This window comes from Paenibacillus albiflavus (genome assembly GCF_004344915.1).
Taxonomy (GTDB): domain Bacteria; phylum Bacillota; class Bacilli; order Paenibacillales; family NBRC-103111; genus Paenibacillus_AM; species Paenibacillus_AM albiflavus.
Genome location: NZ_SKFG01000051.1, coordinates 1 through 19,020, shown reverse-complemented (window position 1 = coordinate 19,020; position 19,020 = coordinate 1). Strand labels below are relative to the sequence as shown.

At 43.7% G+C, this 19,020-nt stretch carries 23 protein-coding genes and 1 riboswitch; of the genes, 5 read left to right on the top strand and 18 right to left on the bottom strand.

Going from position 1 to position 19,020, the window contains the following annotated elements:
• Positions 1-307, top strand: a 307-nt coding sequence (locus E0485_RS23880; RefSeq protein WP_132420557.1) for a helix-turn-helix domain-containing protein, incomplete at its 5' end; no start/stop codon positions are given.
• Complete coding sequence (locus E0485_RS23875) at positions 304-1,236, top strand: IS3 family transposase (RefSeq protein ID WP_132417162.1); 933 nt, start codon at positions 304-306, stop codon at positions 1,234-1,236. The genes E0485_RS23880 and E0485_RS23875, both read left to right, overlap by 4 nt.
• Positions 1,237-1,602: 366 nt before the next feature.
• Here the strand turns inward: E0485_RS23875 and E0485_RS23870 are convergent, their stop codons facing one another.
• From E0485_RS23870 to upp, 12 genes are all read right to left on the bottom strand, one after another.
• Positions 1,603-2,013, bottom strand: a complete 411-nt coding sequence (locus E0485_RS23870; protein WP_132420556.1) for a F0F1 ATP synthase subunit epsilon — start codon at positions 2,011-2,013, stop codon at positions 1,603-1,605.
• A gap of 89 nt (positions 2,014-2,102) precedes the next feature.
• Positions 2,103-3,506 carry a F0F1 ATP synthase subunit beta gene (gene atpD, locus E0485_RS23865; protein WP_132420555.1) on the bottom strand — a complete coding sequence of 468 codons (1,404 nt, stop codon included), beginning with the start codon at positions 3,504-3,506 and terminating at the stop codon, positions 2,103-2,105.
• A gap of 31 nt (positions 3,507-3,537) precedes the next feature.
• On the bottom strand, positions 3,538-4,398 hold the full coding sequence (atpG, locus tag E0485_RS23860) for an ATP synthase F1 subunit gamma (protein ID WP_132420554.1): 861 nt from the start codon (positions 4,396-4,398) through the stop codon (positions 3,538-3,540).
• 125 nt (positions 4,399-4,523) lie between these two features.
• Positions 4,524-6,035 (bottom strand): F0F1 ATP synthase subunit alpha, encoded by a 1,512-nt coding sequence (gene atpA, locus E0485_RS23855; protein ID WP_132420553.1) that lies wholly within the window; start codon positions 6,033-6,035, stop codon positions 4,524-4,526.
• On the bottom strand, positions 6,032-6,595 hold the full coding sequence (locus tag E0485_RS23850; protein ID WP_132420552.1) for a F0F1 ATP synthase subunit delta: 564 nt from the start codon (positions 6,593-6,595) through the stop codon (positions 6,032-6,034). The genes atpA and E0485_RS23850 overlap by 4 nt, the downstream gene beginning before the upstream one ends.
• Complete coding sequence (gene atpF, locus E0485_RS23845) at positions 6,592-7,077, bottom strand: F0F1 ATP synthase subunit B (RefSeq protein WP_132420551.1); 486 nt, start codon at positions 7,075-7,077, stop codon at positions 6,592-6,594. The genes E0485_RS23850 and atpF overlap by 4 nt, the downstream gene beginning before the upstream one ends.
• A 105-nt stretch (positions 7,078-7,182) precedes the next feature.
• Positions 7,183-7,404: a F0F1 ATP synthase subunit C gene (atpE, locus tag E0485_RS23840; protein WP_132420550.1), complete on the bottom strand. Its 222-nt coding sequence runs from the start codon at positions 7,402-7,404 to the stop codon at positions 7,183-7,185.
• Positions 7,405-7,485: 81 nt separating this feature from the next.
• Complete coding sequence (gene atpB, locus E0485_RS23835) at positions 7,486-8,259, bottom strand: F0F1 ATP synthase subunit A (protein WP_132420549.1); 774 nt, start codon at positions 8,257-8,259, stop codon at positions 7,486-7,488.
• Between the two features lie 41 nt (positions 8,260-8,300).
• Positions 8,301-8,678 carry an ATP synthase subunit I gene (locus E0485_RS23830; protein ID WP_132420548.1) on the bottom strand — a complete coding sequence of 126 codons (378 nt, stop codon included), beginning with the start codon at positions 8,676-8,678 and terminating at the stop codon, positions 8,301-8,303.
• On the bottom strand, positions 8,671-8,904 hold the full coding sequence (locus tag E0485_RS23825) for an AtpZ/AtpI family protein (RefSeq protein WP_165921278.1): 234 nt from the start codon (positions 8,902-8,904) through the stop codon (positions 8,671-8,673). Before E0485_RS23825 ends, E0485_RS23830 begins: the two co-directional genes overlap by 8 nt.
• A 177-nt stretch (positions 8,905-9,081) precedes the next feature.
• Positions 9,082-10,221 (bottom strand): non-hydrolyzing UDP-N-acetylglucosamine 2-epimerase, encoded by a 1,140-nt coding sequence (gene wecB, locus E0485_RS23820; protein ID WP_132420546.1) that lies wholly within the window; start codon positions 10,219-10,221, stop codon positions 9,082-9,084.
• A 17-nt stretch (positions 10,222-10,238) separates the two neighbouring features.
• Complete coding sequence (upp, locus tag E0485_RS23815) at positions 10,239-10,868, bottom strand: uracil phosphoribosyltransferase (protein ID WP_132420545.1); 630 nt, start codon at positions 10,866-10,868, stop codon at positions 10,239-10,241.
• A 450-nt stretch (positions 10,869-11,318) separates the two neighbouring features.
• On the opposite strand from upp, the gene E0485_RS23810 reads away from it, so the two are divergent.
• The 3 genes from E0485_RS23810 (at position 11,319) to E0485_RS23800 (ending at position 14,523) form a co-directional block, all read left to right on the top strand.
• On the top strand, positions 11,319-11,705 hold the full coding sequence (locus tag E0485_RS23810; protein ID WP_132420544.1) for a RidA family protein: 387 nt from the start codon (positions 11,319-11,321) through the stop codon (positions 11,703-11,705).
• A gap of 138 nt (positions 11,706-11,843) precedes the next feature.
• Positions 11,844-13,040, top strand: a complete 1,197-nt coding sequence (locus tag E0485_RS23805) for a hypothetical protein (RefSeq protein ID WP_132420543.1) — start codon at positions 11,844-11,846, stop codon at positions 13,038-13,040.
• Positions 13,041-13,098: 58 nt separating this feature from the next.
• Positions 13,099-14,523, top strand: a complete 1,425-nt coding sequence (locus E0485_RS23800) for an MBOAT family O-acyltransferase (RefSeq protein ID WP_132420542.1) — start codon at positions 13,099-13,101, stop codon at positions 14,521-14,523.
• Between the two features lie 75 nt (positions 14,524-14,598).
• Here E0485_RS23800 and E0485_RS23795 read toward each other — a convergent pair whose 3' ends face one another.
• The 6 genes from E0485_RS23795 to E0485_RS23770 form a co-directional block, all read right to left on the bottom strand.
• Positions 14,599-15,846, bottom strand: a complete 1,248-nt coding sequence (locus tag E0485_RS23795; protein WP_132420541.1) for a serine hydroxymethyltransferase — start codon at positions 15,844-15,846, stop codon at positions 14,599-14,601.
• Between the two features lie 51 nt (positions 15,847-15,897).
• The gene (locus E0485_RS23790) at positions 15,898-16,503 is read right to left on the bottom strand and encodes a TIGR01440 family protein (RefSeq protein ID WP_132420559.1); all 606 of its coding nucleotides are present in this window, start codon (positions 16,501-16,503) and stop codon (positions 15,898-15,900) included.
• Positions 16,504-16,536: 33 nt separating this feature from the next.
• Complete coding sequence (rpiB, locus tag E0485_RS23785) at positions 16,537-16,995, bottom strand: ribose 5-phosphate isomerase B (RefSeq protein WP_132420540.1); 459 nt, start codon at positions 16,993-16,995, stop codon at positions 16,537-16,539.
• A 203-nt stretch (positions 16,996-17,198) separates the two neighbouring features.
• Positions 17,199-17,278: riboswitch (ZMP/ZTP riboswitch) on the bottom strand.
• Between the two features lie 114 nt (positions 17,279-17,392).
• A complete protein-coding gene (locus tag E0485_RS23780; RefSeq protein ID WP_132420539.1) occupies positions 17,393-17,971 on the bottom strand; it encodes a low molecular weight protein arginine phosphatase in 579 nt (192 codons plus the stop codon).
• Between the two features lie 91 nt (positions 17,972-18,062).
• Entirely contained in the window at positions 18,063-18,611 is a 549-nt protein-coding gene (locus E0485_RS23775) for a manganese efflux pump MntP (RefSeq protein WP_132420558.1), read from the bottom strand.
• Positions 18,612-18,730: 119 nt separating this feature from the next.
• The coding region (locus tag E0485_RS23770) for a Sua5 family C-terminal domain-containing protein (RefSeq protein WP_132420538.1) at positions 18,731-19,020 on the bottom strand (290 nt) is incomplete at its 5' end.

The window sequence follows — 19,020 nt, the reverse complement described above, 5'->3', positions numbered from 1 at the left end:
GTATGAGGAGATCAGATTAAAGGTAGTGCGGGAGGCTTTATCTGGTATTAAGATTGCAGTGCTAGGAAGAAAGTATGAATTACACCCAGAGACTATCCGTGGATGGATTAGAGATTATCAAGATGAAATAGGGGAAGATCAGATTCCAAGCACAGATGAACAAATCCAAGAACTGAAGAGACTGCAGGAAATTGAGGATAAATATCATAAAGCAATCAAAATCTTAGGTGAGAAAGAACTTGAGAACGAAATCTTGCGTGAACTAGTAAAAAAGCAGAACCCTGCTTATCTGAAAAATTTGAAATAGCTCATCGTTTCATTAAGCAGGGAAATCCAGCCACACTTGTTCTAAGGATCATAGGGTTAGCAGAGTCCACTTATTACGCACGAATTAAACGAGCCAAGCAACCTAAAGAACATAAACAAACCGCTCGTAAAGGCCGTCCCTGCCCGGGATACTCCTTGACAATTAGTGGCGTTCAAATAGACGATGAGCAAATTAAGAAATGGCTCTTGGAGCTCCTAGAGGGCGAAGAGCACATCTATGGTTATAGGTGCTTAGCTCAGTGCCTTAGGAACAAATATGGACTTAGTTTGAATCCTAAAAAGTGTTATCGCTTATGCAAAGAGCTGGAAATTCTTCAGCAGCAACGCAAGAAGAAAATCAATTATCCACGTAGATTGCCTGTGAATCGAATGGTTACAGGTTCGAACCAGCTATGGCAAATGGATATTAAGTATGGTCGCGTAGTAGCTAGAAACCGCTTCTTTTTCATTCTGAGCATCATCGATATATTTGATCGTGTAATCGTTGGTTACTATGTTGGCACAACTTGTGAAGCGAAACATGCCGTTCAAGTCTTAGGAAAGGCTCTACAGGATCGCATACAACCCGGCGAGCCGCTGCCAACCATACGTACTGACAACGGCCCACAGTTCGTGAGTGCACTCTTTGAAGATATGTGTACAGCTTGGGGCGTTGTACACGAGAGGATTCCTCCGAAAACCCCTGATTTGAATGCATATATTGAGTCATTCCATAGTTTGGTGGAGCGAAATCTATTTGCCATGGAGATATTTATGACACTAGAACAGGCTTATGAAGCTATGGATCGTTATATGGACTTTTACAACAATCGTAGATTGCATGGAAGTTTGAAGCGCATGCCGCCAGCGAAGTTTTCTAAATGGATTTTAGAGCAAGAAGATCGGACGAAATTCTACAGAGCCTTGTAAACAGATGAAATAATGAGCTTTGCTAACCAAACTGGTTTTTTAATAAGGTAGACTCCAGAATAAGGGGGCCTAACCGTAACGTACATTCAAAACTCATCGTTTTTGCTAATCTAGCCCCACCTGCTACTTTTGCCTGCAAGAAATGCAGGCAAAACTCAGAAATCGGCATTTTGGGCAATTTTGAATGTACAAATTACAATCAAAAAACTTACGCGAAGCCTTTGCCAAGCACTATTTTTTCCTCCAATAAGTATTTAGCTTCACTATTCAGTGAACTATATAGTTATACTGTTTAGTTACACTGAATAATGCTACATAAAAAAGCTACCCCACCAGCGAATATTTCGCTAACAGGATAGCTTCTTCTTATATTTTACGTTCAGTTACTTCGATGCGGTTAATCGCACGTAACAAGGCACGTTCAGCTCGTACATGATCAATGTTGTCTCTCGACATTGCTTCTAGTCTGCGCTGAGCACGGTCTTTAGCCGCTTTGGCACGATCGATATCGATGCTGCCAGGCTCTTCTGCGCTCTCAGCTAGAATAACTACTTTGTCTTTGCGGATTTCCATAAAACCGCCGTGTACAGCCAGGATTTCATCCCTACCGCCAGCGTGCTTAACGATAATCGGTGCAATTTTCAAAGGAGTGACAAGTGGAACATGATTCGGCAGGATACCAAGCTCACCCTCAACGCCTTTAACGATAACCATCGAAGCGTCTTGCGTATACACTTTACGTTCCGGAGTGACGATTTCCAATAGGAAAGTGCTCACGGTTCATCCCTCCTAAAAGTTTTGGTTTGACTAGAGCTATCAGCTCGTAGAACAAAACTACTTCGTAAGCATTTGCTTAGTTTTGGAACTTATAGATTCTTCGCTTTTTCCACTGCTTCTTCAATTGTACCTACGTATAAGAATGCATCTTCTGGAAGATCGTCATGCTTACCTTCAAGTACTTCTTTAAAGCTGCGCACAGTTTCCTTAACAGGCACGTATTGACCTTTGCGGCCAGTAAATTGCTCTGCAACGTGGAAAGATTGCGATAGGAAGTTTTGAATTTTTCTAGCGCGAAGTACAGTTAGTTTGTCCTCCTCGGACAACTCATCCATACCTAGGATTGCAATGATATCTTGCAATTCTTTGTTACGCTGTAGAATACGCTTAACGCCTTGTGCCACTTCATAGTGTTCTTCACCAACGATTTCAGGTGCAAGAATACGGGAAGAGGAAGCAAGTGGGTCAACCGCTGGGAAGATACCCATCTCAGAAATTCTACGCTCAAGGTTAGTCGTTGCATCAAGGTGAGCAAACGCTGTAGCTGGAGCCGGGTCTGTATAGTCATCGGCAGGAACGTAAATCGCTTGAATGGATGTTACGGAACCTTTCTTCGTCGATGTAATACGCTCTTGCAATTGACCCATTTCAGTAGCAAGTGTAGGCTGGTAACCTACCGCTGATGGCATACGTCCAAGTAGGGCGGAAACCTCAGAACCTGCTTGAGTAAAGCGGAAAATGTTATCGATGAACAGAAGAACGTCCTTGCCTTCTTCATCACGGAAATACTCAGCCATTGTAAGACCTGACAAGGCAACACGAAGACGCGCACCAGGAGGCTCGTTCATTTGACCGAATACCATCGCTGTTTTCTTGATAACGCCTGAGTCGCTCATCTCGTGGAACAAATCGTTACCTTCACGAGTTCTCTCACCAACGCCTGCGAATACGGAGATACCGCCGTGCTCTTGCGCAATGTTGTTGATAAGCTCTTGAATTGTAACAGTTTTACCTACACCCGCACCACCGAAAAGACCAATCTTACCACCCTTTGTATAAGGGGCAAGCAAGTCAATTACTTTGATACCTGTCTCAAGAATTTCAGCTTGAGTAGATAGTTCTTCAAAAGTAGGTGCCGCACGGTGAATTGGGTTCGTTAATGTACGATCATCTTCAGTTCCGTCAATTGGCTCTCCTAGAACGTTAAATACACGACCTAATGTAGCAGGACCTACTGGAACGGAAATTGGTTTACCTGTATCAAGAGCCTCAAGTCCGCGTACAAGTCCATCTGTTGTGGACATTGCGATACAACGAACGAGGTTATCTCCTAAATGAAGCGCTACTTCTACGGTCAAATCAATTGCTTGGTCGCCTGCATTTTCAGCTGGCTTTACAATTTTGATCGCATTTAGGATTTCAGGTAGTTGTCCACGCTCGAATTCGATATCGACAACTGGACCTGTAATGGACACGATGCGTCCTTTATTCATTGTGTTCCCTCCCTATTAGAAAGTCTTACCCTTATGCATTCGCTCCCGCAACGATCTCGGAAATTTCCTGCGTAATTGCCGCTTGACGAGCGCGGTTGTATTGCAATGTATATGAACTGATTAACTGATCTGCATTCTTGGATGCGCTGCCCATAGCCGTCATTCTGGCACCAAATTCACCTGCTTTGGCATCCATAAGCGCACTATAGATCATCGTCTCCGCATATTTAGGTAAAAGCACTGCAAGTACTTCTTCTGCAGATGGTTCATATTCGTAGCTAGCGGATGGTGTATGATCCGTGCTTTGAATATCTTCCAAAGGTAGCAAACGCTTCGAGACTGGAATTTGTGTCATGACGTTAACGAATTCGTTATACACGACATACAATTCATCAAAAGAACCATTCTCAAAATTGCTCACCGCTTCGTTAGCAATCGCTTTGATATCCGCAAATACTGGTGTATCAGCGATACCGATTACTTCACTTGCAATTTGGAATTTCCGTTTACGTAGGAAATCACGGCCTTTACGCCCAAGAACGTAAATTGCGTATTCATCCGCTGATTTATGCTTGGTTTTAATCATATTCACAACCATGCGAAGTAGGTTCGCGTTGTAACCCCCTGCTAGTCCACGGTCTGATGTAATGATGAGGTAGCCCGTCTTTTTAATTTCACGAGTCATCAGCATAGGATGCTTGATCCCTTTGGTACCTGATGCAATACTCGCTACCACTTCTTTCATCTTCTCCGCATAAGGTCTAGCAGCTTCCGCACTATCTTGAGCTCTCCTAAGCTTAGATGCAGCTACCATTTCCATCGCTTTGGTAATCTGCTTCGAGTTCTGAGTACTCTTGATCTGGCGTTTAATATCGCGCATTCCTTTGGCCAATCGTTTCACCACCTTGGGGTTCTTGCGAGAAGCAGAAGATCCCTCTTATGCTTCTTCACAAAAACAAGTTTCACTATAAGCGTTTCTTTGAGAAAAGGCTTGCTTGACTAGCAAGCCCTCAAGTCTTAGGTCGTTGCAAAAGTTTTCTTGAACTGACCGATAGCAGCTACTAGAGCAGCTTCATTATCAGCTACAAGATCCTTTGTATCACGAATGGATGCGAAGATCGCTGGGTGAGTTGTATCCACGAAAGCAAGGAATTCTTTCTCGAAACGCAAGATGTCATGTACTGGGATATCATCCAAGTGACCTTTAACACCTGTGAATAGAGAAACAACTTGCTTCTCAACTGGCATTGGCTCGTTAACGCCTTGCTTCAATAGCTCAAGCATGCGCACACCACGATTCAAACGCGCTTGTGTTGATTTATCTAAATCGGAGCCGAACTGTGCGAATGCTGCTAGTGAACGGTAGTTCGCTAGGTCAATACGCAGTGTACCAGCTACCTTCTTCATTGCCTTGATTTGTGCCGAACCACCTACACGGGATACCGAGATACCTACGTTAACCGCAGGACGTTGACCAGAGTAGAATAGGTCGGACTCTAGGAAGATCTGACCATCCGTAATCGAAATTACGTTTGTCGGAATGTATGCCGATACGTCAGAAGCTTGTGTTTCGATAAATGGAAGCGCAGTTAAGGAACCGCCGCCTAATTCATCGTTAAGCTTAGCTGCACGCTCTAGCAAACGGGAGTGCAAGTAGAACACGTCACCAGGGAACGCCTCACGACCTGGAGGACGACGAAGCAATAGGGAAAGCTCACGATAAGCTGCCGCTTGCTTGGACAAGTCATCATAGATAATGAGTACGTGCTCGCCTTTGTACATGAAATACTCACCCATCGCGCAACCTGCATATGGCGCTAGGAACAGCAATGGTGATGGTTCCGAAGCACTTGCAGTTACTACGATTGTGTAATCCATTGCGCCGTTACGACGAAGTGTTTCCACAACGTTCGCTACAGTGGATTGTTTTTGACCGATTGCAACGTAGATACATTTTACGCCATTACCTTTTTGGTTAATGATTGTATCGATTGCAATTGCCGTTTTACCTGTTTGACGGTCACCAATGATAAGCTCACGCTGACCACGGCCGATTGGAATCATAGCGTCAACAGCTTTAAGACCCGTTTGCATAGGCTCGTGTACAGATTTACGATCCATAACGCCTGGTGCTTGGGATTCAACTGGACGAGTTTGTGTAGTGTTAATTTCACCTTTGCCATCAAGTGGCTGACCTAGTGAATTAACTACACGGCCCAGAAGTTCTTCACCAACTGGTACTTGCATGATCTTGCCAGTACGTTTCACTTGGTCGCCTTCGCGAATGTCGCTGTAAGGTCCCAAAATAACGATACCCACATTGTTTTCTTCTAAGTTAAGAGCCATCCCCACAACGCCGTTAGAGAACTCTAGCAATTCTCCTGACATTACGTTCTCAAGGCCATGCGCACGGGCAATCCCGTCGCCGACTTGAATGACTGTTCCTACATCAACAACTTGCAGCTCCGATTTAAAATTTGCAATCTGCTGCTTAATCAGCGTGCTGATTTCATCAGGTCTGATACTCAACGAACCTCACCCCTATCTCCAGTGCTTGAGATCATAGTTTTGCGCAAACGCTCCAATTTGCTTGAAAAGCTTGCGTCATATACTCGATTACCGATTCGAACTTGAATACCACCAAGCAGGCTCGGTTCAATTACATTTTTTACATAAACGGTCTTACCCGTAATTTTACTGAACTCAGTTGCGATTTCTTGTTGCTGCGCATCTGAAATTGCAAACGGTGTATACACAGTAGCGTTTGCCTGTCCAAGAACATCATTCGAAATTTGAACATAATCCAACAGTAAAGTGCTAAGGATGCCTTCCCGACCTCTTTGAATAAGAAGCTTAAGGGTTTGCAATACATCTACTGATAGTTTACCTTCAAAAATGCTGTCGATTAATGCTGATTTTCTTGTAAAATCAATGTTCGGATGACCGATAATTTGACCTAAGTCAGCATTATCTTTAACCGCATCGACTAACAATTGAAGTTCTGATTGATATTGAGCGATAACGCCCTTCTCTTGAGCTAATTCAAAAAGTGCTTTAGCGTATCTTTTGGCTACTACGATGTCACTCATTGAACTCCTCCTACCTCTTTCAGGTACTCGGCAACAAGTGCTTGTTGTGATTGCTCATCAACTTGCTTTTCAATAATTTTAGCAGCGATTGCCACTGATAATGAACCAACCTCTGCATGTAATGCAGCGATTGCTTTGTTCTTTTCACTTTCAATATCACGTAAAGCATCCGCTTTAATACGGTCTGCCTCAGCTCTGGATTTCTCAATGATTTCTTCCGCTTGACGAGAAGCGTTTGCTTTCGCTGATTCTACGATTTCAAATGCTTCTTTCTTAACGTTAGCCAAAGCTTCCTTCTGCTCAGCAATGAATGCTGCTGCATCTTGACGATCTTTTTGTGCAGATTCGATCTGATTAGTAATCAGCTCTCTGCGCTTTTCCATCATACCCATTAAAGGTCCAAGTGCATAACGGTGAAGTAAGAAGTATAGAATACCAAAACCAACGATTGCTATAATGGCGTCTCCAAAAACAAACTTCATTTAAAGGTCACTCCCTTCTGAGAGGTTAAATCGGATTCTTTACCTTGTTTTCACGCAAAATGAAGGCGTGGATGGCTAAGGCCTTCCCCGCCAAAGCTTCATTTATTACTTTACAAAGTAGAATAACAATGCGAATACAACGCCGATAATTGGAACAACCTCTACGATACCAACACCGATAAACATTGTTAATTGAAGAGAACCTTTTAATTCAGGTTGACGAGAGATACCTTCAACTGTCTTACTAACGATCAAACCGTTACCAATACCTGCGCCAAGCGCACCTAAACCTACAACAATAGCTGCTGCTAACATAGACCAATCCATATTCAAAAATCCTCCTCAAAAATATAAGTTTTATTATACTTCACCCTAAAGTCATCTAGGACTCACGGGGACATACACCTATTAATCGTGGTGTTTCTCTGCAGCTTGTGCAATATACACCATTGTAAGTACTGTAAAGATAAATGCCTGAATAGCACCTACGAAAATACTAAAGCCTTGCCATGCAATAAGTGGGACAATCCCGCCGACTCCTGCCATCAGGATAACCGCGATCATAACCTCACCGGCAAAAATGTTACCGAATAGACGCATACCGAGCGTTAGTAACTTTGAGAATTCTTTAATCAAATTGAGCGGAATGAAGAACCAGAATGGCTCAAAATAGTGCTTAAAGTAACCCTTGGTATTGCGCGTCATCCCTAGGAAATGCACCATAAAGATCACCATTCCAGCAAGTCCCATTGCGAATAAAGCATCGGCAGTTGGAGACTTAAACCAAGCAATTGATAAATGCTTGCCGGTTTCATGAGCATGGTCGATCATCTGCTGAGAAATAACCTCTGTTCCAAATAAGGAGAACGGCTGGGATACTTCTGTTGAGATATTAAATGGCAAACCTAGTAGATTAGCAACAAAGATGAATAGAATCAAAGTTACACCTAAAGTGATAAAACCTTTTCCTCTTTTCATATCCATTACACTGCTAATAAAGCCTGAAACGAACTCAATTACCCATTCCATAAAATTCTGCATTTTCGTTGGTTTATCGACAGATAAATTACGGACGGATAGCTTAGCAATGATAAACACGATAATAATCGTAATAATCGTTGCAAGCAAAACTGAAAAATCGAACTCAATACCTAAAAATTTGAATATCGGCGATTCATGCATATTACTGTTTTCACCCCTTTCCACAGTAGTTCGTGAATGTCTTACTGTTTAAGCGATCCTTTGGAATGCTTTAAACCCAGAAGTATTGCGGCTAAAGGTCCGATAAGAAAACCGATTATCGTAGTGACGACCTCAAAGTGAGCGGATTTAATCGCTAACATAACCGCTAATAACGAAATTGCCAGACGAGTGAAAAAACCTAAGCCTATTCGTTTCTTTCTTTCCACCACTGCATCTGTGAACTGCCGCACTTTGAAAGCGGTATACCAAACATTAATAGTTGATACAGCCGTTCCGAGCATTAAGCCTGCAATGATTGACCGATACGAAGTAAGGAACACCCAGCCTATAAAGCAAAGGAGTAAAAACAAATACGTAAATTTCCATAATCGCTGAATGTGAAGGTTTAATTCATTCATTAGATCCTCCCATAATCTTACGAAGCACAAGTACAACGCTGTAAATTCCAACGATTAGGCCAAGAACAATACCTGCAACGATCCAAAGCTTACTTCCCCCGAAGTAATTAGAAGCGAAATTACCGAGCAGATAACCTCCACCCATGCAAAGCACTAGGTCAAAACCTAGAGCAGAGACAAGTCCAGCTGCACGCCATAAATTAACATCTGAACGAGGTGACTTCATTCCCACCCTCTCCATAATCAGAGCTATGACAATTATCACAATTATCCTAATACATTGTATCTAACGCCTATTTCCATTGTCAATTCGTAATGTTCGATTATTGTCAACTTTTAGAGCCAATAATTCATTATTGTCATAATATTTTCATAAGTGAGTCAGTTGTCACTAAGTCCACTATTATTGAAAAGGATCTGGTCGATCGCTCACTCTTCCAAAGTGATGCAGAATCGCTTGAACGATACGTTCACTCGCTTTACCATCTCCATATGGATTTGCTGCCTGACTCATCCGTTCGTACTCGCTGGCATCTGTCAATAATGCCCGTGCACGTTCGTAGACCTTGTCCTCATCTGAGCCGACAAGCTCCAGTGTTCCTGCATCAATGCCCTCAGGACGCTCTGTCGTATCCCGAAGTACCAATACAGGGACACCAAATGAAGGTGCTTCTTCCTGAATACCGCCAGAATCGGTCATGATCATGTACGTATGCGGCATAAAGTTATGCAGATCTGTCACATCAAGCGGATCAATCAGCTTAATGCGTGGATGATCGCCTAGCATAGCACGCGCAGGTTCAAGCACAGCCGGACTCGGATGTACAGGATACACGATGGCAATGTCTTCGAACTCATCCGCTAGACGCTTCACCGCACGAAAGATGCGCTTATGCGGCTCGCCTTGCGATTCTCTTCTATGTGCTGTCATCAGGACAAGTCGCTTACCCTTCGCCCAATCAAGTACAGGATGCGTGAATTCCGGATTCACGGTATATTGGAACACATCTGTCGCTGTGTTGCCCGTTACATAGATCGTGCTTTCTGCCTTATTCTCCTGACGGAGGTTGCCAGCCGACCAATTCGTTGGCGCAAAATGCAGATCAGCAAGCACGCCTGCCAATTGGCGATTCATTTCCTCCGGATACGGATTAAGCTTATTCCATGTACGAAGACCCGCCTCAACATGTCCAATCTTAATCTGCTGCAAGAATGCCGCATAGCTAGCAAGGAAGGTTGTTGAAGTATCACCATGAACTAGAATGATATCCGGCTGACTCTCGCGAAATACCGGCTCTAGTCCTTGTAATACACGAACGCTAAGCTCATTCAACGATTGCTGAGCCTTCATAACGTTCAAATCATAATCAGGTGTAATTCGGAAAATCTCCAAAACCTGGTCCAAAAGCTCACGATGCTGCGCTGTAACGCATACAATCGATTCGATCTGATCTGCATGTTTTTGCAGCTCAAGCACCAGAGGAGCCATTTTAATGGCTTCTGGTCGAGTTCCAAAAATCGTCAAGACTTTCAATCGCTTCATTATTATGATTCATCCCCTTATTTCGTTCCGAACAGTCTATCTCCCGCATCACCTAAGCCTGGTACAATATAGCCATGGTCATTCAGATATTCATCGACTGCTGCTACGTAAATATCAACGTCTGGATGCTCTTTCTGTACGGCTTCAATACCTTCTGGAGCTGCGATTAAACACATAAGCTTAATTTGCGTGCAATCACGCTTCTTAAGCGCTGTAATTGCTGCATTCGCAGAACCGCCTGTTGCAAGCATCGGATCGATAACGATCAATTCACGTTCTTGAACATCAGTAGGCAGCTTTACATAATATTCTATGGGTTGAAGTGTTTCTGGGTCGCGATACAATCCAATATGTCCGACCTTCGCTGCAGGAACCAGTTTCAGAACACCCTCTGTCATCCCAAGTCCAGCACGCAGAATTGGAATAAGTCCCAACATACGTCCAGAAATAATCGAGCTTTCAGTTTCCGTTACTGGTGTCTTAACCTTAATTTTCTCTAGTGGTATATTACGTGTGATTTCATACGCCATTAAAGTTGCCACTTCATCTACATATTCACGAAAATCTTTGGTATTCGTGCGCTCATCTCTAATGTAGGTCAGCTTATGCTGAATCAGCGGGTGATCACAGACAAACACTTTACCCATTTTAAAAATCCTCCTTAATTCGCAGGTGCAAAATACAAAACAATGGTTACATTATAACACAGCCTTTTCCCCTATCCTAACCATAAGAATATCGATCCATGCAGCATTAAAATACATATTAGGGAAAATTAGCCGACAAGGTAAATAAATACCTTCTATAATAATTTAATATTGTGATGTATTTCACAATTTAGCAGTAAACTAATTCTTTTCTTGAACATGCATTATAAAGGAATCTCCCACAAAATGCTATATAATTCACATCCATTGACGAAAAATGGTTCCATATACTCAGTTCAGTTTGATTAAAGGTGAATTCCCGTTACTCTTTAAATTGTAACACGCTAGACAGTCATAAATATCCATATTCCTACTAGAATATTCACCTCTTGGAGTGGTATGCTGAGGAGTATGAGTGTTAAACATGAATCAAAAGGATGGAGATTATCGATGACTGAACAACTTAAGCAAGTAATTGCTACTAACAATGCGCCTGGAGCCATTGGTCCTTATTCCCAAGCGGTTCGTATTGGCGATTTACTTTTTACTTCAGGTCAATTAGGCATGAACCCTGCAGGCGAGTTCCCAGCAACTGTAGAAGAACAAGCGGAGCAATCCTTGAACAATGTCAAAGCTATTCTTGAAGCAGCTGGTGCGAGCATGAGCCAAGTTGTGAAAACAACGGTGTTCCTAAAAGACATGAACGATTTCGCACAAGTTAACGCTGTATACAGCAAATTCTTTACACAGCCTTACCCGGCACGCAGTGCTGTGGAAGTGGCACGCCTACCGAAGGATGGTCTTGTAGAAATTGAAGTTATCGCTTCTTTAAAATGATCAGGAAATCCTGACATAATCCTCTCCTAGCTAATAGGTGAGGATTTTCTTTTGTCGGGACTGGAGGATTTTGACATCAATTGTCGAAATTGATTTTGCTAGAATCCTACATTATACCGAAAAGGAATTTGAACCTGAATGAACGAACCATTGCCTACCGATAAGATTAATCCAGAAGCTGCCTCACAAATTCGATCTAATCCTGTACCAAAGATTCTCACCAAAGCTAGAAAAGCACGTACTAGCCTTCGGATGATTGTTTACGTTGCACTCATTCTAAGCATATTGCAATTCACGACTCGCTACTGGATCACTTGGGATGATGTCCACCATTATCGACTGGAATATAATCTGTTCAAAGATAATCCCAGACTACTAAACACCGCATTGGACAAGCTCGAAGAGCATATTAAGCAGCAGAAGTTGACAAATTATCTGATTATTCTGGGTGATTCCGTTGCATACGGTACGCCTGTTAGTTCAGACGAGGCTATCGGTTACTATCTAGATAAGCGTGTTCGTGAGGATCATGGTACACCACAAGCCGTATTTAACTTAGCCATCCCTTCCATGCAAGCAGGCGATTTATATACGATACTCTTGATGCTGGATGCCAGATCAATATCAACACAAAACATCGTAATGAATATTCGTTACTCGAGCTTTGTGCAAAGAAATCCAGGACCATCAATCGTATTCTGGCTTGGCCCCGAATTGCAGGAACTCGATCCGAAGAGCTTTGAACAGATACGCTCTCATATGGCTCTAAATAACCGAGATCTGAAACAAGACTTCATCTCGCAATTTCAAGCAAACGCCCTTAATTCTGTGAAAAAGCTCTTTCCTTATCTGGAATATAAAGAATACATCAACCAGAAGATCGCGACTCAGAAACAAATTCTACTTACAGGTAAACGACCGTCAGATGAGCTTGGAGACCCAAGACCTTGGTTTAAGAAAGAGAATTTGCGAGAAGCGCTGAAATCAAATGAATATGTAAAAGGCTTTAACCCGGATCCAATGGATATGAGCGACAAGAACCTCAATATTCTATTCATAAACAAGTTAATTGAACATCAGAAGAATACCAATACACTCGTGTTTATGTCAGGAACGAATACAGAGCTATCCAAGGAATTAGTTGAGAAGGATGGCTATCAAGCCAACCTCCAGCTCATTGATGCCTATATGGCTAAGCAGCCTATCACTTATATGAATTTGCATGGGGTCATTGATCCAAGTCTATTTACCGATCACACCCATTTTACCAAAGAAGGCTACGAGCAAATTGCTAACCTGATATGGGACAAGTGGAAGCAATCCGGTCGTCCTTAAGCTTTAGCATTCATATCAACGCTGCATCTAATTGAAGCTGATTAAGGGAGAATCATTTATGCTGTTTCATACTCCAATATTCCTAGGTTTCCTAGGTATTGTATTCTGTCTTTATTATTTTTTTCCACGTCTACGGTTATATTTGCTGACACTGGCAAACATCATTTTCTACCTTAGTGCTGGTGTAGCTTATTTCTTCGTATTTATAGGAATAGTCACGTTATCTTACTACATATCTCGCGGCCTGCTCGGCAAGTATGGCAAATGGTCGCTCATCGGCTCCATTAGCTTAGTGCTCGGAAACCTACTCTTTTTTAAATACTCGCTATTCTTGTTACGTAATGTGGAGAAAGTCCTAGGTATAGGACTGAATCTGCAATCTACGTTCTGGGCTGATCTTGTGCTTCCAATCGGAATTTCCTTCTATACGTTCCAGATTATCGCCTATGTAACAGATGTATATAAACGTAAGCTAGAACCCGCAAAATCATGGATCGAGTTCTGGACATTCATCTCACTCTTTATTCATTCGGCAGCAGGACCAATTTTGCGTGGCAAAGAGTTCCTTCCTCAGCTGCGAAATATACAGAATCTAAAATTTAAGCCGACTGGTTTCAAGCTAGGAATCGCTTATATCACAATGGGTCTTGCCAAGAAGCTGCTGCTTGCAGACCAAATCGCACCCGAGGTCAATGCCTTCTTCGCCCGGAGCGCAGAGCTTAGCGGAGCAGAAGCATGGGTTGCGGCATACTTATTCGCATTTCAGATTTATATGGACTTCTCGGCATATAGTGACATGGCAGTTGGTATAGGACATCTGCTAGGTTTACGCATCGATCTTAACTTCCGTACACCTTATCTAAGTGCAAACAGTGGAGAGTTCTGGCGCAGATGGCATATAACCTTATCTGGCTGGATACGTGATTACATTTATATCCCACTTGGTGGATCAAGAGTATCTAAGCTTCGAAGCTATGCCAATCTTGTCTTTGCTATGACACTATCTGGATTGTGGCATGGTGCCGCATGGACCTTCATAATATGGGGACTTTACCATGGCTTCTTGCAGGTAGGTCATCATATATACAAAGGGTGGATCCAAAAATTAGGCTGGGAGAAGTTGCAAACAAGTCGATTATACCGCGTAGTAGCTGTATTCGTATTTTTCCATCTCGTTGTTATCGGCTGGGTATTCTTCCGTGCACAAGGAATCTCGAATGCATTGCATATGGTCAAAGTCATGCTTACTATGAACCCACTGCATATACAGCCTGCAATGTATGAGTACTTAGCTTTCGTTGCAGCTTTGTTCCTCCTACATATGCTAGAAGCCTATATCGTCAAAAGATTCAGTAGGCTCTCTCTTTTATGGCAGCTTAAGGTACCAGCCCTTGTACGTGCTGCTGTATATACGATTATCATAATCGTACTTCAATATAATCTAGAAGGAGAACACAACAGTTTTATATATTTTCAATTTTAATACTATGTAGAACCACAAAAGCCATCCCCTTGCAGATGATTCTGCCGAAGGGATGGCTTTCTATTGTAATCCGACTTAGTAGGACAAGCCCGGATATAGCGGATATTGTGCATTAAGATCTTTAACCATACCGCGAACTTTATCATGAATCGCTTGATCTTCAGGGTTCTTAAGGGTTAAAGAGATGATTTGAGCAATCGTCTTCATCGCTTCTTCACCCATACCACGGGATGTAATCGCAGGTGTACCGATACGGATACCGCTAGTTACGAATGGTGATGTCGGGTCGAACGGAATCGCGTTCTTATTGCATGTTACGCCAACTTCATCAAGGATGTGTTCAGCTACTTTACCTGTCAGGTTCAAGTTGCGAAGATCAACCAGCATGAGGTGGTTATCAGTACCGCCTGATACTAAGTTAATACCTTCTGCCATCAACGCTTCAGACAATACCTTCGCATTGTTCACAACGTTCTGTGCGTATTGCTTGAAGTCTGGTTGAAGCGCTTCGCCTAGAGCAACCGCTTTAGCTGTAATAATGTGCATTAATGGACCGCCTTGTGATCCAGGGAATACCGCTTTATCAATCGCTGGCGCCCATGCTTTGCGAGTCAGGATAAGACCACCGCGTGGACCGCGTAGTGTTTTGTGCGTTGTTGTTGTTACAAAATGTGCATGCGGCACTGGGTTCGGATGCAAGCCTGCTGCAACTAGACCTGCGATATGTGCCATATCTACCATGAAGAGCGCGCCTACATCGTTAGCAATCGAAGCGAGTGCTTCGAAGTCAATTGTACGCGGGTATGCACTTGCGCCTGCTACGATCAAGCGAGGACGATGCTTGAATGCTGCTTTACGCACATCGTCATAATCGATGCGTGAATCTTGCTCGTTTACGCCATAAGCAACGAAGTTGTACAAGATACCAGAGGCGTTAACCGGGCTGCCGTGTGTTAAGTGACCACCGTGTGCAAGGTTCATCCCTAGAACCGTATCTCCAGGTTGAAGCGCTGCAAGATAAACGGCCATATTCGCTTGTGCACCGGAGTGCGGCTGAACGTTCGCATGCTCGGCACCGAACAATTCCTTCGCGCGATCACGAGCGATATCTTCGACGATGTCTACATACTCACAACCACCATAATATCTGCGGCCTGGGTAGCCCTCAGCATATTTGTTAGTGAGCACAGTGCCAGCTGCTTCTAGAACAGCACGAGAAACGAAATTCTCAGAAGCAATTAATTCAATTTTGTCGCGCTGGCGACCAAGCTCGAGACCGATAGCCTCGACGATTTTCGGATCTTGCTTACGTAAAAATTCCATTTCAATAAGTCCTCCTCTTAATTCCCATGTTATATATGAATAGGTGATGAACTAGGTTGTACAAGGTGAAGGTGATGTATAAACTGCACGGCTGCCACCAATAAGCTTAGGTCTTGTATAAGCCATCGTGACGTAAGCATCGCCAATCATTCGAATCGATGGACGTACCGGAACAGCGACTTCTCGAAGATGCATGCCAATAAGTGTGGAGCCGATATCGATGCCTGCATGTGCACGCACACGCTCGACCACAACAGCATCAGCCAAATGCTGATAAGCATATGCCGCCATAGAGCCTCCTGCTTTCGGAATAGGCACTACACCGACAGGATCTAAAGAAAAGTGCTCTGCAGATCTCCCGCATATCACCAGTGCACGATTGAGATGCTCACAGCACTGGAATGCTGGGATAAGTCCATGCTCATCACAGACGCATTTAATACCTGCATACAATTGCTCCGCTACCTCGATTGCACCTGCAGTACCGATTTGGTGACCCAATACCTCAGAGGTAGAAGCGCCGATAACAAGCATTTGACCTGCATGGAGTTTCCCCGCTTTAAACAGTTCATTCAAGTTCGTGGCTACAGCAGATGCAATACCTTTTAACAGCTCTTGCTTCTTAGCCAGTTCATTAGCCTCAAGATCTATCTCCATTCGTTCCATACGAATCCCTCTTCCTAGTCAAGATTAAGGCTGCTGGGTGTACTTAGCTTCGATTGACGATATTTTGTTAATGCGACCTTCATGACGCGGGCCATGTGAGAACTCGGTTTCTAACCATACCTTAATAATTTCCTGTGCCACTCCAGGACCGATAACACGCTCTCCTAACGCAAGCACATTCGTATTATTGTGTTCGCGTGTTGCTTTTGCGGAGAACAAGTCCCCCACCAGAGCACAACGAATTCCCGGGACTTTATTTGCAGCAATGCTCATCCCGATTCCCGTTCCACAGATCAAAATGCCTCTGTCAACAGCACCCGAAACGACTTTATCACATACATCACCTGCGAAATCCGGATAATCAACTGAATCGGCAGTGAAAGCTCCTAAATCTTCGACTTCATGACCGAGCTCCTGAATAAAAGGTACTACGACATCCTTTAAACGATAGCCTGCGTGATCTGCGCCAATTGCAATTTTCATGTTGAGGTGTTCCCCTTTCAAAGTAAGTTCTGTTCTCTATTATACCAAACTCATGAACTTATAAGCTCACATTCCTATACCTAGATTTATGACTTCCATATAATAGAAAAAAGAGCATAACGCGCTTCGGAGAAACGTAATCCGACTATGAAGACGGAAACGTTCTACCATACATCATAAACGATGCTTGAAGCTTAACGTTGCTCTTATGCCCAGGCGACCGGCCGCAATCCTCTATGCTCCATTGTGGTTACCCACTCCGTCGCCAGTTACATAGAGGATACTTAAATTTGATTACATCTTAACGTATTCTGAAGCTAGTTGTAAAGGTCTATTGTAACAACTATTAGATAATTGTATGAACAATCAGATATAGCATTCAGCCACAGAGAGGAGTCTAACTTTGAATTCGCTGAAGCAACTTACGCAAACCCTGTTCGATCTCTTGCGCTGTTTGTCGGTAGATCTCAAGCGATCCGCCGAACGGGTCCATAATATCAAAATCAGGAAGCTGCTGCTCCAATTGCATGAACTTAGCCTTCTCTTCTTCCGTTACAGGCTGCGATAATGCCAGTTTCATCTGCAAATCCGAGATGAGTTGCTCTCGTTCCTCGATCACTTGCATGACCTCCGTGCTCATATCGACAAACTCTTTAAGTGCATATGTCTTGTCAATCGCATCTGGGTATCGCTGAAGTACCGTGCTCTTATGTCCAAGCGTCATCGTCAGGATCAAGTCGGCCCATTCTACATGCTCACCCTTAAGTGAACTCGACTCCAGCAGCTGCGGATCAGCCCCACGCTCTTTTAAAATCGTAGCCGAATGATGGGATATCCCACCACCATCGACTGCATATACACCTGCCGAGCGAACCTCAATCGTCAATCCCGCCTCTTTAGCCAGCTTACGCATTAATCCTTCAGCAAGCGGCGAACGACATGTATTCCCCGTGCATATGAATAAAATATGTTGCATGTCCTCACCCCTTTCTAAGTAAACGCATCCATCCTTAACTTATGTATATTATAAAGGTGACACCATCTTCTCAACAACTGACAGTTCATCATTATATCACCAAAATAAACTTCAACCCGAAGGCTAGTAAAATAATGCCCCCAAACGCCTCTCCATACTCACCGACCCAGCTTCGCACTTTTTTGCCAATAAGCAAGCCCATAGTAGACATGAGGCCGCCCATTAAGCCAAAGGACAGAACCGTAAAAATCAAGTCAGATGAAAAAAGCCCAAGCGACACACCAACCGAGAATGAATCTACCGAGACACTTAAAGCAAATAAACTCGTTCCCCATACGGTACGTGTATCAAATGCAGGCTCATCACCGCCTCGGAGTGATGTATACACCATGTGCCCACCGAGCAGAACGAGCAGAATACCACCTGCCATTGTGGCAACATGTCCAATAATTGAGGACAAATAATGACCTGTAAACATACCAATGAGCGGCATAATCACATGAAACAAGCCAATGACAATCGATAGACGAAGGATTTGAAGCAATCGAATCCCTTTCATCCCGATCCCAATTCCTAGTGAAAATGCATCCATACCTAGTGCAAACGCCATCAACAGTACAGTAAAAATTTGCCCAAGCATTAAGGTATCCACTTAAGACTGCACCCCCTGTCCAACCATTCTTACACAACATATGCGGACAAACAGGGAAACATGCAGCAAAAAGAAACGGTTTCACCGTCCTAGAATACGAAAAAAGACTACTCGGCTGTCGCGTGCAGGATATGATTGCCTGCAGCTTTGCGCAGGCGATTCATGATCGCTGCCCCGATGCCTTGCTCGGAGCAGCTCTCGGCCAAGATGAACGTAACGCCATCTTGGTCGAACTGACGCAGGGCTGCGAACAGCCCCTGCGCGATGGTCTGCGGCTCATCGAGCGAGCCGCAAGTGAGTGTTACGTCCGCCTCTGGATAGGCGGACTGCCCGCTAAAGGTGAGCACGCCTGTGCGCTCACCTTTAGCTTTGGCGGCGCTAAGCTCGCGCCGCATTG